We start from the raw sequence: 14,011 nt of genomic DNA, 5'->3' as shown, positions 1-14,011 counted from the left end.
GGCCTCCCCCGTCCAGCCAGGGCTTTTCCTTGTCCGCGTGACCTGAGCACCGGAAGTGCCGTCCGCCGAGGTGCCCGGACCGTCCGCAGCGGCTGAAATGGGCGTAGGGAAAGCACCGGAACCGAACCGTCGGCGAGGAGCCCCGCGTCATGACCAAAGCGACGAAACTGCTCACCACCCTGCCCCCGCCCCAGCGGCAGCGTCTGATGGCCCTCGCCCGGGAGGTCTCCTTTCCCGAGGACGCCCGGATCTTCGAGGCAGGGGGCACGGCCGACCGCTTCTGGGTCATCCGCTCGGGCGCGGTCTCCCTCGACCAGCGGGTGACGTCCTTGCAGCGGGTGACCGTGGCCAGCCTCGGCTCGGGCGATCTGCTCGGCTGGTCCTGGCTGTTCCCACCGCACCGGTGGGACTTCGGAGCGGTGGCGTTCAGCCCCGTGCGCGCCTACGAGTTCGACGCGGCGGCGGTGCTCGGCCTGTGCGAGGAGGATCCCCAGCTCGGCCTGATCCTGGTGCGCAGCGTCGCCGAGATCCTGGCACACCGGCTGGAGACGACCCGGGGCAAGCTCCTGGAGCAGTACTCGATCCACAGGCGGGCGCTGTAGCGGGGCGTCGGACGCGGGCGGGGGCGGAGATGGGGATGGAGGCCGGAGGTGGCGGCGGGCCGGGCCGTGAGGGCACGAACCGGCTCGACGGCGCGCCGGAGCGTAAGGGCGCGACCGGACTCGACGGCGGGCCGGACTCAGTGACGGAGCCTGGCTCGGGGGCGGACCTGGGCTGAGCGGATCCGGTGAGGTCGGCTGCGGTTCGGCAGCGCCCTGAAGGGGCGCGAGGCTGTGTATGTCACCTCGGCTCAGCGGCTCCGCTGCGGTACGCGACCGGCTACGACGGCGGCGCCGCAGCCGGCCGACCACCCCTCGGCGCGCCTCCAGCGGAGCGCTCGGCCGGGTCAGATCCTGTAGCGGCGCAGTGCCGGTACCGCCGCGGCCAGGACCAGCATCACGGCCACGACCAGGAGGCCGCCGCCCGTGACCGCCGCGCGAGGGCCGAAGGCCGATCCGGCGGTGCCGTGCAGGACGTCGGCCAGGCGAGGACCGCCCGCCACGACGACCGTGAAGACGCCCTGCATGCGGCCGCGCATCTCGTCGGTGGCGGCGGAGAGCAGGATCGCCCCGCGGAAGACCATGGACACCATGTCCGCCACCCCCGCCAGCGCGAGGAACAGCACGGCGAGCCACAGGCTGTCGCTCAGCCCGAAGGCGGCGATGGCGGCGCCCCACGCGACGACCGCCCCGATGACCATCCAGCCGTGCCGGCGGGCCCGGGAGAACGTTCCGGAGAACAGTCCGCCGAGCACCGCGCCGATGGGGATCGCCGCGAACAGCAGACCGAGGGCGAGACCCTCGCCGTAGGGCGCGTAGGTCTGCGACGCCAGCTGCGGGAACAGGGCGCGGGGCATGCCGAGGACCATCGCGATGATGTCGGCGAGGAACGACAGCAGCAGCACCTTGTGCAGGGCTATGTAGCGGAATCCGGCCGCGATCTCGCGGACCCCCGCCCGGCGCTTGGTCTGTGTCGCCGACGGGGGCAGAGCGGGCAGCTTGTAGACCGCCCACACCGTGACGCAGAGCGCGACGGCGTCGATCAGATACAGCTCCGGCAGACCGATGACCGGGATCAGGGCGCCGGCCAGCAGCGGGCCGACGACCTGGCCGGTCTGCATGACCGTCGAGCCGAGGGCGTTGGCGGCGGTCAGTTCCTCCGCGGGTACGAGACGTGCGATGGAGGCGTTGCGGGCCGGGGCGTTCAGGCCCCAGAACGCCTGCTGCATCGCGAGCAGGACCATCAGCGCGGCCACGGACTCCATGCCCGTGACCGCCTGTATCCAGAACAGCAGCGAGGTGACGGCTATCCCGCTGTTGGTGATGAGCAGCAGCTTGCGGCGGTCCATGCTGTCGGCGATCGCGCCGCCCCACAGCGCGAACACCATGAGCGGCAGCAGCCCGGCGAGGCTCGCGTAGCCGACCCACGCGGAGGAGCCCGTGATGTCGTAGATCTGCTTCGGCACGGCGACCGCGGTGAGCTGACTGCCGACGGCCGTGACGATGGTCGAGCTCCACAGCCTGCGGTACGCCGGGTGGCGCAGCGGCCTGGTGTCCATGGCGAACCGGCGCCAGCCGCGCCGGTCCGGTTTCTGTGCCGGCGCCGGCGCTGTCGACTCTTCTGCGGTGCTGCTCTCGCTCGTGTCCACGGGCTTCCTGGTTGGTCGTTACATCTTTCGGAACCAGGGATCACTATGACACTTCGGTCTGAGCATGCGGGACACGCGATCTCAGCTTTCGGACAAGGCAGTTGCCCGGCCCGGGTTCGGGCCGGCTCTCGGGCTCAGGCACCGGCGATGAGCATCCCGCCCATGGCGAGCATCGTCACCGCGACCAGTGCGTCGAGGACGCGCCAGGCGGTGGGTCTGGCCAGGAAGCGGCCGAGCAGCCGGGAGCCGAAGCCCAGGGCCGCGAACCAGCACAGGCTGGCGAGCGCGGCCCCGATTCCGAAGGTCCAGCGCAGGTCACCGCGGTCGGCGGCGACGGAGCCGAGCAGGAAGACCGTGTCCAGGTAGACATGCGGGTTGAGCCAGGTCAGCGCGAGACAGGTCAGCACGGCCCGCTTGCGGGAGCCCGCCGCCTCGCCCTCCGTCCGCAGGGCGTCACCAGCCGGCCGGGCCACCCGGCGGGCGGCGAGGGCGCCGTAGCAGAGCAGGAAGACGCCGCCGATCCAGCCCACCGCGGTCAGCGCCTGCGGCCATGCCACCACCACGGCCCCCAGCCCTCCGACGCCCAGGGCGATGAGCGCCGCGTCCGAGAGGGCGCAGATGCCGACCACGGCGAGGACGGATTCCCGGCGTACCCCCTGCCGCAGCACGAAGGCGTTCTGGGCACCGATGGCGACGATGAGCGAGAGGCCGGTGCCGAATCCGGCGGCAGCGGCGGCGAGCGAAGCGGTCATGGCATCGACGCTAGGGAACGCGCTCTCTGGAGTACAGCTAAAGATTCTTACGTATCATTAGCAGTTGTGATGGCAGAGCTCCCCCTCGACCAGGTCCGGACGCTGCTGACGGTGGTCGACGAGGGCACCTTCGACGCGGCAGCCACGGCCCTGCATCTGACGCCGTCGGCGGTGAGCCAGCGCGTCAAGGCCCTCGAACAGCGCACCGGGCGGGTGCTGCTGGTGCGCACGAAGCCGGTGCGGCCGACCGAGTCGGGCGAGGTCGTCGTCCGGTTCGCCCGGCAGCTGGCGCGGCTGGAGCGCGACGCGCGGGCCGAGCTGGGCATGAGCACGGCCGGGGAGTCGACGCGGGTGTCGGTGGCGGTCAACGCCGACTCGCTGGCGACCTGGTTCCTCCCGGCGCTGAACCGGGTCCCGGACGAACTCCGCCTCACCTTCGAGCTGCACCGCGAGGACGAGGAGCACACGGCGACGCTGCTGCGGGAGGGCCTGGTGATGGCCGCGGTGACCTCGTCTCCGGACCCCGTGGCGGGGTGTTCCGTGCGCCCGCTGGGACGGATGCGGTACTTCGCGGTGGCGAGCCCGGAGTTCGTGGAGCGCTGTCTCGCCGGCCCGCTGCGGGACGCACTGGCACAGGCGCCCTCGGTGGCCTTCGACCGCCGGGACTCCTACCAGGACCGCTTCGTGCGCAGTCTGCGCCATGACCGGGGCGGCGCGGGTGCCGCCCGCCACTACGTCCCCACCTCGGAGGGCTTCGTGGCGGCCGTGGCGCTGGGGCTCGGCTGGGGCATGGTCCCCGACGTCCAGGCCTCTCCCCTGCTGGCCACGGGCCGGCTGGTCCACCTCGCACCCGACCGTCCGATGGACGCACCCCTGTACTGGCAGCAGTGGAAGCTGGACTCGCCCGCCCTGGCGGCCGTGGCCGAGGCGGTGGCCGCAGCGGCGGCCGAGGCGCTCACCTCTTAGGCGCTCTCAGGCGTGCCCACCGAACCCCCGGCCGCGGTTCGACGACGCGGCGGAGAGCCTCATCGCCCGCTCACGCTGCCGAGCAGCCCCTCCGCGCTGTCGAGCAGCATCTCCAGGGCCGTGGGATAGGCGCTCTCGACCATGCGCGTCGCCAGCAGCGGTGCCGCCTCCGCGATCCGGGGATGCGTGGCGCGGGGCAGCCGGGCGTACGTGGAGCGCCACATGTCCTCGTCGGCGTGGAGCGCGGCGCTCGGCAGGGCGAGGGAGGCGGCGTCGAGGGCGGCGAAGGCCAGGGTCTGGTCGATGAAGGCGTGGTAGACGCGGACCGTGTCGGGCAACGGGAATCCGGCGGTGCGCAGCACGTCGAGGACCGCCTCGTCGGCGGCGAGTTCGTTGGGCCGCCCGGTCACCCGGTTCGTGGTCAGCAGGGCTGCCTGCGGGTGGGCGACGTACGCGGCGTGGATGCGCAGGCCGACGGCGCGCAGGTCCGCCCGCCACTGCCCCGTCGGCTCCCAGCCGCGCAGGGCCTGGCCGATCAGCGCGTCGCCGATGGCGAGGGTCAGGTCGTCCATGCCGCGGAAGTAGCGGTAGAGGGTGCTCGGATCGGCGTCCAGGGCCAGGCCCAGCCGGCGGGCGGTCAGCCCGGTGCTGCCGTGTTCGCGCAGCATGCGCAGCGCGGTCTCGACGATCAGCGCCTCGGACAGCACGGTGCCGCTCTTGGTCGGGCGACGGCGGCGGCGCTTCTCCTCCGGGACGACGGCCTTCGGCATCTGAGGTCCTCCTTATGCCAACGCCATTGACCTTACGTGACGCCGCGGCGTTGTATCTCCGTCAGGGGCCCCACCGACGTCTTGGACCTTCGACCGACGGAGTGCTTGTCATGCGTGTACTGCTCGTGGGAGCCGGTGGAGTGGGCACCGCCATCACCCGGATCGCGGCCCGGCGGCCGTTCTTCGAGGCGATGGTGGTCGCGGACTACGACCTGGCGAGGGCCGAATCCGCCGTGGCGGCGCTCGGCACCGAGAAGGCCCGCTTCCGGGCCGAGCGCGTCGACGCGAGCGACGAGGCGGCGGTCACCGCGCTGCTTCGGCGGCACGCCTGTGACGTCCTGCTCAACGCCACCGACCCGCGGTTCGTGATGCCCCTGTTCCGGGCGGCCCGTGCGGCCGAGGCGACCTATGTCGACATGGCGATGTCGCTGTCCCGGCCGCACGCCGAGCGCCCGTACGAGGAGTGCGGGGTCAAGCTGGGCGACGCCCAGTTCGAGGACGCGGCAGAGTGGGAGAAGGCCGGGGTGCTGGCACTGGTCGGCATGGGGGTGGAGCCGGGTCTGTCGGATGTGTTCGCCCGGCACGCGGCCGACGAACTCTTCGACGAGATCGAGGAGATCGGCATCCGCGACGGCGCGAACCTCACCGTCGACGGCTACGACTTCGCCCCGTCCTTCAGCATCTGGACCACCATCGAGGAGTGTCTCAACCCGCCGGTGGTCTACGAGGAGGACCGCGGCTGGTTCACCACCGAGCCCTTCAGCGAGCCCGAGGTGTTCGACTTCCCCGAGGGCATCGGCCCGGTGGAGTGCGTGAACGTCGAGCACGAGGAGGTGCTGCTCGTCCCGCGCTGGGTCGACGCCAGGCGGGTCACCTTCAAGTACGGCCTGGGCGAGGAGTTCATCGACACGCTCAGGACGCTGCACCTGCTGGGCCTCGACCGTACGGAACCGGTCACCGTGCCGGGCGCGGACGGACCGGTCCGGGTCTCCCCCCGGGACGTCGTCGCCGCGTGTCTGCCCGACCCGGCGGCGCTGGGCGAGCGCATGCACGGCAAGACCTGCGCGGGCACCTGGGTGAAGGGCGTCAAGGACGGTGCGCCGCGCGAGGTGTACCTGTACCACGTGGTCGACAACCAGTGGTCCATGGCGGAGTACGGCTGCCAGGCGGTGGTGTGGCAGACGGCGGTCAACCCGGTCGTCGCCCTCGAACTCCTCGCCACGGGCGCCTGGTCGGGCTCCGGCGTCCTCGGCCCGGAGGCGTTCCCGGCCGGCCCGTTCCTGGATCTGCTGACCGCGTACGGCTCCCCGTGGGGGCTGCGCGAGCAGTGAGACCGGGATTCCCCGAAGTCCGTTGTTTCACATACGCATCGACAGGTGACCCGAAAGCGAGTAAGCCATCCGCGAGGGCACGGACGACTTCGAGCGCAGGTGACACCGATGGACAACTGGCGAGACCATGCCGCATGCCGCCACGAGGACCCCGACCTCTTCTTCCCGATCGGCAACACCGGACCGGCCCTGGTCCAGACGGAACAGGCCAAGGCCGTCTGCCGCCGCTGCCCCGTGCAGGAGCGGTGCCTGGAGTGGGCCATGGACACCGGGCAGGCGATCGGTGTCTGGGGCGGTACCAGCGAGGCCGAACGGCGTTCACTGCAAAGGCGCCGGGCCAGGGCCGGGCGCACCTCCGGCTAGCCCCGGCACCCGCAGGGTGAAGACACTCCCCACGCCCGGTTCGCTCGCGGCCCGGACCGTGCCCCCGTGCGCGGCGACCAGGTGGCGGACGATCGGCAAGCCGAGCCCGCTGCCGCCGGTGCGGCGGCTGCGGGACTTCTCGGCCCGCCAGAACCGGTCGAAGACATGCGGGAGGTCCTCGGCCGCGATCCCGCTTCCGGTGTCGGCGACTTCGAGGACGACCTCCTCGCCGTCGCACCGCGCGGTCAGCGTGACGGTGCCGTCGGCGGGCGTGTGCCGCAGCGCGTTGGACACGAGGTTGCCCAGCGCCTGCCGCATCCGCACCGGGTCGGCGTCCAGCCACGGCTCGCCGTCGGTCGCGGTGCGCAGGGCGACGCCCGCCGTGCCGGCCGCCACCCGGTGGGCCGCGGCGACCTGACCGAGCAGCTCGTCCGCGCGGACGGGCTCGCGGTGCAGCCGCAGGGTGCCCGCGTCGGCGGCGGCGAGGTCCTGGAGGTCGTCGATGACGCGCTGGAGGACGAGGGCCTCCTCGTGCAGGGAGGCGAGCAGTTCCGGCTCCGGGGGCACGACGCCGTCCTTGGTGACCTCGAGCCAGCCGCGGATGTTGGTGAGCGGGCTGCGCAGCTCGTGGGCGATGTCGCTGACCATGGCCTTGCGTTGGGCCTCCAGCTGTTCCCGGCGTTCGGTGAGGTCGTTGAAGGCCGCGGCGAGGATGCCGGTCTCGTCGCGCGTGGTCACGGGCACCCGTACATGCAGCTGAGGCGGCTGCTGGGCGGCCGCGGTCAGCGCGCGCAACGGCCGCACCAGCCGCGTGGCCACGACGGCGGTCACCGCGACGGTGACGGCGAGCACGAGTCCGGCGACGCCGACGACCTTGGTCTTGTTGGCCGGTGACATGTCGAACCGGACGGCGGTGCGGTCGCCGCCGCCCAGGAACAGCTCGGCGGTCGGCGCCACATAGGGGTCGAGCTGGGCGCGACGCGCGCTGTCGACGCAGTTCTGCAGGGTGCGGGCGGTCTTTGACCCGGGTGGCACGTCGATCTTGCCCAGGTAGTACCGGCCGAGCCGGCTCGGGTCGGTGGCGTCGAAGGCGACCAGCAGCGATTCGGCGGACCGCACTTCGTGCCGGTCGAGGCAGTCACGGGCGCGCCGTGTCAGGTCCGCGAGGGCCTTGTTCTCGGTGGGCGTCGGGGTGTTGAGCCGTCCGTCGGCACAGTCGAAGGGCGCAGGTTCGTCCTCGCTGAGGACCGGCCGGCCGCTCGGTGTCTCGACGATGCCGGTCTCGACACCGAAACGGGCGTAGCACTTCTGCCGGACCACGGCCAGCTTCTCCAGCTTGGCGCTCTCCACGGCCGTCAGCCGGTACGGCCCCACCGCCCTCGGATCGATGCCGCTGCGCTGTGCCGCGCGCTCGGTGTAGGTGTCGGTGCGCAGGGGGTCCACGGTGGCGGCGGCGCGCGGCGGCAGGGAGGTGCCGGGCGGTGCGGAGTCGGCGATGGGGGTGCGGTCGGTGGTGGTCAGGGCGATCCGGCGGCCGGTCTTCTCCGACAAGGCGCGCACGACCTGCTCGACTCCCTTCCACTCGGGGTGAGTCGCCGCGTACCCGCTGAGCCGCGCCAGGACGTCCATGTCCTCGGCGAGCACCTGCCCCTGCTCCTCCTCCAGCGCACGGGTGGTGGTCTCCACCGCCAGCCAGGCGGTCGCCGCCACGGAACACACGGCGATGAGCACGGAGGTGATCAGCAGCCGCACCGACAGGCGTTTGCGCAGGGGTATCCGGCGGCTCATCCTCGCCCGCCGCTGAGCTTGTAACCGACACCGAACACGGTCAGCAGCCGTACCGGTCTGCGCGGGTCGGCCTCGATCTTCCGGCGCAGGTTCATGATGTGGACGTCGACGGCCCGCTCGGTGGACGCCCGGTCCATGCCCCGGGTGCACTCCAGCAACTGCCGCCGGGAGAAGACCCGTTCGGGTTCGGCGGTCATGGCGAGCAGGATGGCGAACTCGGCGGGCGTGCACTCCACCTCCTCGCCGTCGCAGCGCACTTCGTGCCGTACGGGGTCGACCTGCAGCCCGGCGGCGCGCACGGGACCGCGTCCGCTGCGCCGCAGCACCGTGCGGATCCGGGCCATCAGCTCCCGTGGGCTGTAGGGCTTGGTCATGTAGTCGTCGGCGCCGACGTCCAGGCCGAGCAGCACATCGTCCTCGGTGGAGCGGGCGGTGAGCATGAGCACCGGGATGTCGTCCGCCCGCCGCAGCGCCCGGCACACCCCGAGGCCGTCGACCACCGGCAGCATCAGGTCCAGCACGACCAGGTCGGGTCTCAGCCGCCGGACCGCGTCGAGGGCGGCCCCGCCGTCGTGGACCACGGTCGCGGTGTGGCCCTCCGCCAGCAGGGAGCGGCGTATGAGTTCGGCCTGCATCTCGTCGTCCTCGGCGACCAGCACATGTGCGCACACCTGGCGGATCCTAAGCCGCTCAGCGGGCGAGGGAGCCGGCGTCACCCATGACGACGACCGGATGACGGGCCGGGTCCAGCGCCAGGAGGAGCTCCTTCATGTGTTCCTCGGCGACGCTGACACAGCCGTGGGTCGGGCCGCCGTGGTCGACGTGCAGCCATATCCCGCCGCCGCGCCCCGCGCCGAGGGGGCGGGTCCAGTCGAGGGGCGAAGTGCCGGGCTGCCGGTTGTAGTTGACGGCGATCACATAGTCGAAGGAGCCCGCCAGGGGCTCGCCCTCGAAGCCGGTGCCGGACACCGTGAAGCCGCTGCCCTGGTCGTACGGCAGTTTCGTCCCGGGGTCGCGGAGCAGTCCGCCCGCGTCGGTGAGGCCGAAGACGCCGATGGGCGAGCGCAGGTCACCGGCGCGGTGGTCGTCGCTCCAGCCGCGCAGCGCGTTGTGCGCGGGCCATGCCGTCCCGGCCTCCCACCCCGCGTCGGTGCGCTCGTACAGGACGACGGTGGACCGCGGGGAGTCCTTGCCGCGTCCGGTGACGACGACGGCCTGGCGGGCGTCGTCCGGCACCTTCGCCCAGGTCTTCGGTCCGAGGCCGGGCAGTTGCTGCGGGGCGACCTCCAGGGAGATCGTCGGCGCGGGCTGGATCGTCCTCGTGGCCGGCGGCCGCTCGGGGGTCGCCATGGCCCCTCCCCCGCACCCGGTGAGCACGAGGGAGGCGGCGAACAGCGCGACGTGCGGTCTGCGTGTGATCATGCGTCGACCTTGGCCGACACTTGTTTGGAACTCGTCAGGTTCCTGAGCCCGTTCGGTGCCGGGGCGTCTCCCGTTCTAGGGCGCGGCCGGCTTGCCCTGCTGGTACACCCATGTCTGGAACAACCCGTCCAGGTCCTTCCCGGACTCACGCTCCGCGAGGCGGACGAGCTGCGCGGTGGTCCCGTGGCCGTCCCGGTGCTCGGTCGCCCAGGCCCGCAGGATCCGGAAGAACACCCGGTCCCCGACGGCCTTGCGCAGCTGGTGCAGGGCCATGGCACCGCGGGCGTACACGGGGGTGCCGAAGATGTTCGCGCCGCTGCCCGGGTCGCCGGGCGGGAACTCCCGCAGTCCGTCGCTCGCCGGCCGTGCGTACAGCTTGTCGAAGGTCTTCTGCGCGCTGTCGCCGCCGTGCTGTTCGTCGTAGAGCCACTCGGTGTAGGTAGCGAAGCCCTCGTTGAGCCAGATGTCCTTCCAGCTGGTCGGCGTGACGGAGTCACCGAACCACTGATGGGCGCTCTCGTGGACGAGGGTGCTGAGGTCGGGTGCCCGGTCGTACACGGGCCGCGTCTGCGTCTCCAGGGCGTATCCCACGTTCGGGGCCCGGTCGACGATCGAGCCGGCCGCCTTGAACGGATAGGGCCCGAACAGCCTGCTCTCCCATTCGAGGACGGACGGCAGCTTCTTCAGGACGGGCGCCGCGGCCGCGGCCTCGCGCGGGTCGACGGCGTTGTAGACCTGGATGCCGCTGCGGGTGGTGAACTGCTCGACCTTGAACTTCCCGACCGTGGCCGTGGCCAGGTAGGCGGCCATCGGCTCGCTCTGGCGCCAGCGGAACGTGGTCTGCCCGTGTGCGCTCCGCTTCCCGAGGAAGACCCCGTTGGCGACGGCGGTGCGGCCGTCGGGAACGGTGATGGTGAAGTCGTACGACGCCTTGTCCTTGGGGTGGTTGTTCGCCGGGAACCAGGTCATCGCACCTTGCGGCTCGCCCGCGACGAACGCGCCGTCGTCGGTGGGGATCCAGCCGTCCAGCGAGCCGTCCGGGTCGGTGACCGGGCCCGCCTTGCCGTTGTAGGCGACGGTGACACGGAACCACTGTCCCTGGTGCAGGGCCTTGCGCGGGGTGACGGTGAGTTCCTGTCCGGCGCGGCTGAAGCCGGCCTTGTCGCGGCCGACGGTGAGGCTGGTGACCTTCAGGCCTTTGAGGTCGAGGTTGAAGCGGCTCAGGTGCTGGGTGGCGCGGGCGTACAGGACGGCCTTGCCGTCGAGGTGGCGGCTGCCCGGGTCGTAGCGGAGGGTCAGGTCGTAGTGCCCGACGTGGTAGCCGCCGTTGCCGGCCAGCGGGAAGTAGGGATCGCCGACGCCGGACGAGCCGGCCGTCGGGGGTGCGGCGGCTCCGAGCAGGACGGCGAGGGCGACGGGGACGGTTCCGATGACGAAGGTACGCCTGACGGCCTGCGGCACGTTCGCTCCAACGAGTGGGGGGTGGACGACGGCCTCACACTAAAGGTGATCATCGCGGAACTCGCCCTGGAACAGGTCAAGCCGTCCCCCGGCCCGCAGTACGCTCCGGGCACCCCGCCCCCGCAGAAAGGCCCCACCGTGAACGTTCGCCTGCGCCGCGTCTACGAATCGCCCGAGCCGGAGGACGGCGTACGCGTCCTCGTCGACCGGCTGTGGCCGCGCGGCCTGTCCAAGGACGCGGCACGGGTGGCCGAGTGGCCCAAGGCCATGACCCCGTCGACCGAGCTGCGCCGCTGGTACCACGCGGGCGAGGGGTCGTACGAGGAGTTCACACGCCGTTACGAGGCGGAGCTGGCCGCGCCCGAGGCGGCCGAACTCCTGGACCACGTGCGCGAGTTGGCCCACGAGGGCACGGTCACGCTGCTGACGGCCGCGAAGACTCCCGAGGAGAGCCACGCGGCCGTACTCGCGCGTCTACTGGGCTGACCCGGGGGGCTCAGCCCGTCTGCCGCGCCGCGGCCCGTCCCGCCGCCCGTCCCGAGAACAGGCAGCCGCCGAGGAAGGTGCCCTCCAGCGCGTTGTAGCCGTGCACACCGCCGCCGCCGAAGCCGGCCACCTCACCGGCCGCGTACAGTCCGTCGATCGGGTTGCCGTCGGTCCCCAGGGCGCGCGAGTCCAGGTCCGTCTGGATGCCGCCGAGGGTCTTGCGGGTGAGGACGTGCAGCTTGACGCCGATCAGCGGGCCGGCGTCGGCGTCGAGGATGCGGTGCGGGGTGGCGACGCGGCCGAGCTTGTCGCCGATGTAGCGGCGGGCGTTGCGGATGCCCTGGATCTGGGCGTCCTTGCTGTAGGGGTTGGCGATCTGCAGGTCACGGGCCTCGATCTGGCGCCGCACCTCGGCCGCGTCCAGGAGCGGCTTGTCCGTCAGGGCGTTCATCTTCTCGACGAGCTGCTCCAGATCCGGCGCGGTCACGAAGTCCGCGCCCTTGCGCAGGAACGCGTCGACCGGGCCCGGGGCGCCCTTGCCGAGGACGCGTGTCCTGAGGAACCCGACGCGGTCCTTGGCGGTGATGTCGGGGTTCTGCTCGGAGCCCGACAGCGCGAACTCCTTCTCGATGATCTTCTGGGTGAGGATGAACCAGGAGTGGTCGTACCCGGCGATGTCCTCGGTGGTGCGCAGGTACTTGAGGGTGCCGAGGGTGTCGTAGCCGGGCAGGCACGGGTCGGGAAGCCGGCGGCCCAGGGCGTCGAACCACATCGAGGACGGGCCGGGCAGGATGCGGATGCCGTGGCCGGGCCAGATCGGGTCCCAGTTCTGCAGGCCCTCGGTGTAGTGCCACATGCGGTCGCGGTTCACGAGTCGTACACCCGCCTGCGCGCTGATGTCGAGCATGCGGCCGTCGACATAGGCGGGGACGCCGGTGACCATCTCGGCGGGCGGGGTGCCGAGGCGCTCGGGCCAGTGGCGGCGGACGATGTCGTGGTCGGCGCCGATGCCGCCGGTGGTGACGACGACGGCCTGGGCGGTGAGTTCGAAGTCGCCGATCGGGTCGCGGCTGGACTTCACGCCGCGGGCCGAGTTGTCCTCGGCGAGGACCGTGCCGCGCACCCCGCGCGCCTGTCCGTCCTCGATGACGAGCTCGTCGACCTGGTGGCGGTGGTAGAAGGTGAGCAGGCCGTCGCGGGCGGCCTGCTTGGCGTGGTTGACGAAGGGTTCGACGACGCCCGTGCCGGTGCCCCAGGAGATGTGGAAGCGCGGCACGGAGTTGCCGTGCCCGTGCGCCCGCAGGTCGCCGCGCTCGGCCCAGCCGACGGTCGGCAGGAACTTGATGCCGTGCCCCTCCAGCCAGGACCGCTTCTCCCCGGCCGCGAACTCGACGTAGGCGCGCGCCCAGCGCACCGCCCAGGAGTCCTCGTCGTCCTCGCGGTCGAACTGGGCGCTGCCCTGCCAGTCGCTCCAAGCCAGGTCGAAGGAGTCCTTGATGCCGAGCCGTCGCTGCTCCGGCGAGTCGACGAGGAAGAGCCCGCCGAAGGACCAGAAGGCCTGGCCGCCGAGGTTGGCGGCGTTCTCCTGGTCCACCAGCGCGACCCTGCGGCCCCGGCTGGTCAGTTCGTGCGCGGCGACCAGGCCCGCGAGCCCCGCTCCGACGACGATGACGTCGGCATCCATGGCGACCGTCCTTTCCTCATGCGGTGGTGTCAGCAGTACTGCCGTCGGTCAGCAGCGCGGTGAGCAATTGCCCCAGCCAGACGCGGGCCCGTTCGAGGTCCCGGTCCAGCAGCAGTTGGGTGGTGACCCCGTCGTAGGCGGCGACCACGGCATGGGCGGCGCCGTCCACGTCGCCGAGCACGGCGGGAAGCGCGGTGTGGCCCCGGGCGCGGGCCAGCCGTTCGGCGATCGCGCCGCGCAGTCGCGCCCGGTGCTCCAGCAGGGTCTCGGCCACGGCCGGTTCCCGGGCGGCGTGCACCAGGAAGTCCGTCTTCACCAGCAGCCAGTCCCGGTCGAGGAGCAGCACCTCGGTGACCCGCTCGACGGCGGCCGGTACGTCGAGGCCGGGGCCGTCGAGGGCGAGGGCGCCGGAGACCTGGTCGGCGATCAGCTCGGCCCGCTGCTGGTAGAGGGCGAAGAACAGCTCGTCCAGGCTGTCGAAGTTGGAGTAGAAGGCGCCGCGGCTGTAGCCGGCGGCCTCGCAGACCTCCTCGATGGAGACCCGGCCGAAGCCCTTCGCCGCGAACACCTCGAAGGCGGCGTCGAGCAGATTGGCGCGGGTGCGCACCCGGCGCCTGGTCACCCGCCGCGCTGTCTCCATGACCGCCCTCCGTTCGATACGCGAATGTATCCGATACACCGATGTATCAAAAGGGCGGGGCGAGGGCGGGAAGCCGCCGGAAAGCCATGGGAACAGATTT

14 protein-coding genes are annotated in these 14,011 nt (G+C 71.9%); 5 read left to right on the top strand and 9 right to left on the bottom strand.

Annotation, left to right across the window (positions count from 1 at the left end; genetic code table 11):
* Positions 1-149 precede the first annotated feature (149 nt).
* Positions 150-602 (top strand): cyclic nucleotide-binding domain-containing protein, encoded by a 453-nt coding sequence (locus PH203_RS21195; RefSeq protein WP_289921847.1) that lies wholly within the window; start codon positions 150-152, stop codon positions 600-602.
* A gap of 344 nt (positions 603-946) precedes the next feature.
* On the opposite strand, the gene PH203_RS21190 is transcribed toward PH203_RS21195, so the two are convergent.
* Positions 947-2,248 (bottom strand): MFS transporter, encoded by a 1,302-nt coding sequence (locus PH203_RS21190; protein WP_289921845.1) that lies wholly within the window; start codon positions 2,246-2,248, stop codon positions 947-949.
* Positions 2,249-2,382: 134 nt separating this feature from the next.
* Complete coding sequence (locus tag PH203_RS21185; RefSeq protein ID WP_289921844.1) at positions 2,383-3,000, bottom strand: LysE/ArgO family amino acid transporter; 618 nt, start codon at positions 2,998-3,000, stop codon at positions 2,383-2,385.
* Between the two features lie 69 nt (positions 3,001-3,069).
* On the opposite strand from PH203_RS21185, the gene PH203_RS21180 reads away from it, so the two are divergent.
* A complete protein-coding gene (locus PH203_RS21180; protein WP_289921842.1) occupies positions 3,070-3,966 on the top strand; it encodes a LysR family transcriptional regulator ArgP in 897 nt (298 codons plus the stop codon).
* A gap of 59 nt (positions 3,967-4,025) precedes the next feature.
* Here the strand turns inward: PH203_RS21180 and PH203_RS21175 are convergent, their stop codons facing one another.
* A complete protein-coding gene (locus PH203_RS21175; protein WP_289921841.1) occupies positions 4,026-4,736 on the bottom strand; it encodes a TetR/AcrR family transcriptional regulator in 711 nt (236 codons plus the stop codon).
* 110 nt (positions 4,737-4,846) lie between these two features.
* On the opposite strand from PH203_RS21175, the gene PH203_RS21170 reads away from it, so the two are divergent.
* Complete coding sequence (locus PH203_RS21170; RefSeq protein ID WP_289921840.1) at positions 4,847-6,067, top strand: saccharopine dehydrogenase C-terminal domain-containing protein; 1,221 nt, start codon at positions 4,847-4,849, stop codon at positions 6,065-6,067.
* Positions 6,068-6,175: 108 nt separating this feature from the next.
* Positions 6,176-6,430, top strand: coding sequence for a WhiB family transcriptional regulator (locus PH203_RS21165; RefSeq protein ID WP_289921838.1), 255 nt, complete (start codon positions 6,176-6,178; stop codon positions 6,428-6,430).
* Here the strand turns inward: PH203_RS21165 and PH203_RS21160 are convergent.
* From PH203_RS21160 to PH203_RS21145, 4 genes are all read right to left on the bottom strand, one after another.
* Positions 6,386-8,218, bottom strand: coding sequence for a HAMP domain-containing sensor histidine kinase (locus tag PH203_RS21160; RefSeq protein ID WP_289921836.1), 1,833 nt, complete (start codon positions 8,216-8,218; stop codon positions 6,386-6,388). The two genes, PH203_RS21165 and PH203_RS21160, sit on opposite strands and share 45 nt — an antisense overlap.
* On the bottom strand, positions 8,215-8,889 hold the full coding sequence (locus tag PH203_RS21155; RefSeq protein ID WP_289921835.1) for a response regulator transcription factor: 675 nt from the start codon (positions 8,887-8,889) through the stop codon (positions 8,215-8,217). Before PH203_RS21155 ends, PH203_RS21160 begins: the two co-directional genes overlap by 4 nt.
* Positions 8,890-8,908: 19 nt before the next feature.
* Positions 8,909-9,640: a L,D-transpeptidase family protein gene (locus PH203_RS21150; RefSeq protein WP_289921834.1), complete on the bottom strand. Its 732-nt coding sequence runs from the start codon at positions 9,638-9,640 to the stop codon at positions 8,909-8,911.
* Positions 9,641-9,715: 75 nt separating this feature from the next.
* Positions 9,716-11,101 carry a M1 family metallopeptidase gene (locus PH203_RS21145; protein WP_289921833.1) on the bottom strand — a complete coding sequence of 462 codons (1,386 nt, stop codon included), beginning with the start codon at positions 11,099-11,101 and terminating at the stop codon, positions 9,716-9,718.
* A 138-nt stretch (positions 11,102-11,239) separates the two neighbouring features.
* Between PH203_RS21145 and PH203_RS21140 the strand changes: the two genes are divergently transcribed.
* Positions 11,240-11,587 (top strand): DUF488 family protein, encoded by a 348-nt coding sequence (locus PH203_RS21140; protein ID WP_289921912.1) that lies wholly within the window; start codon positions 11,240-11,242, stop codon positions 11,585-11,587.
* 10 nt (positions 11,588-11,597) lie between these two features.
* On the opposite strand, the gene PH203_RS21135 is transcribed toward PH203_RS21140, so the two are convergent.
* Both PH203_RS21135 and PH203_RS21130 read right to left on the bottom strand, forming a co-directional pair.
* Positions 11,598-13,271 carry an FAD-binding dehydrogenase gene (locus tag PH203_RS21135; RefSeq protein ID WP_289921832.1) on the bottom strand — a complete coding sequence of 558 codons (1,674 nt, stop codon included), beginning with the start codon at positions 13,269-13,271 and terminating at the stop codon, positions 11,598-11,600.
* 16 nt (positions 13,272-13,287) lie between these two features.
* Positions 13,288-13,911, bottom strand: a complete 624-nt coding sequence (locus PH203_RS21130) for a TetR/AcrR family transcriptional regulator (RefSeq protein WP_289921831.1) — start codon at positions 13,909-13,911, stop codon at positions 13,288-13,290.
* Positions 13,912-14,011 lie beyond the last annotated feature (100 nt).

This window comes from Streptomyces sp. S.PB5 (genome assembly GCF_030403745.1).
Lineage (GTDB): Bacteria > Actinomycetota > Actinomycetes > Streptomycetales > Streptomycetaceae > Streptomyces.
This window is presented reverse-complemented; position numbering and strand designations above follow the sequence as displayed.

Bases quoted from the DNA above. Each gene is read 5' to 3' on its own strand.
- PH203_RS21130 (WP_289921831.1), bottom strand. From the start codon at position 13,911: ATGGAGACAGCGCGGCGGGTGACCAGGCGCCGGGTGCGCACCCGCGCC.
- PH203_RS21165 (WP_289921838.1), top strand. From the start codon at position 6,176: ATGGACAACTGGCGAGACCATGCCGCATGCCGCCACGAGGACCCCGAC.
- PH203_RS21135 (WP_289921832.1), bottom strand. From the start codon at position 13,271: ATGGATGCCGACGTCATCGTCGTCGGAGCGGGGCTCGCGGGCCTGGTC.
- PH203_RS21150 (WP_289921834.1), bottom strand. From the start codon at position 9,640: ATGATCACACGCAGACCGCACGTCGCGCTGTTCGCCGCCTCCCTCGTG.
- PH203_RS21180 (WP_289921842.1), top strand. From the start codon at position 3,070: ATGGCAGAGCTCCCCCTCGACCAGGTCCGGACGCTGCTGACGGTGGTC.
- PH203_RS21160 (WP_289921836.1), bottom strand. From the start codon at position 8,218: ATGAGCCGCCGGATACCCCTGCGCAAACGCCTGTCGGTGCGGCTGCTG.
- PH203_RS21175 (WP_289921841.1), bottom strand. From the start codon at position 4,736: ATGCCGAAGGCCGTCGTCCCGGAGGAGAAGCGCCGCCGCCGTCGCCCG.
- PH203_RS21185 (WP_289921844.1), bottom strand. From the start codon at position 3,000: ATGACCGCTTCGCTCGCCGCCGCTGCCGCCGGATTCGGCACCGGCCTC.
- PH203_RS21170 (WP_289921840.1), top strand. From the start codon at position 4,847: ATGCGTGTACTGCTCGTGGGAGCCGGTGGAGTGGGCACCGCCATCACC.
- PH203_RS21195 (WP_289921847.1), top strand. From the start codon at position 150: ATGACCAAAGCGACGAAACTGCTCACCACCCTGCCCCCGCCCCAGCGG.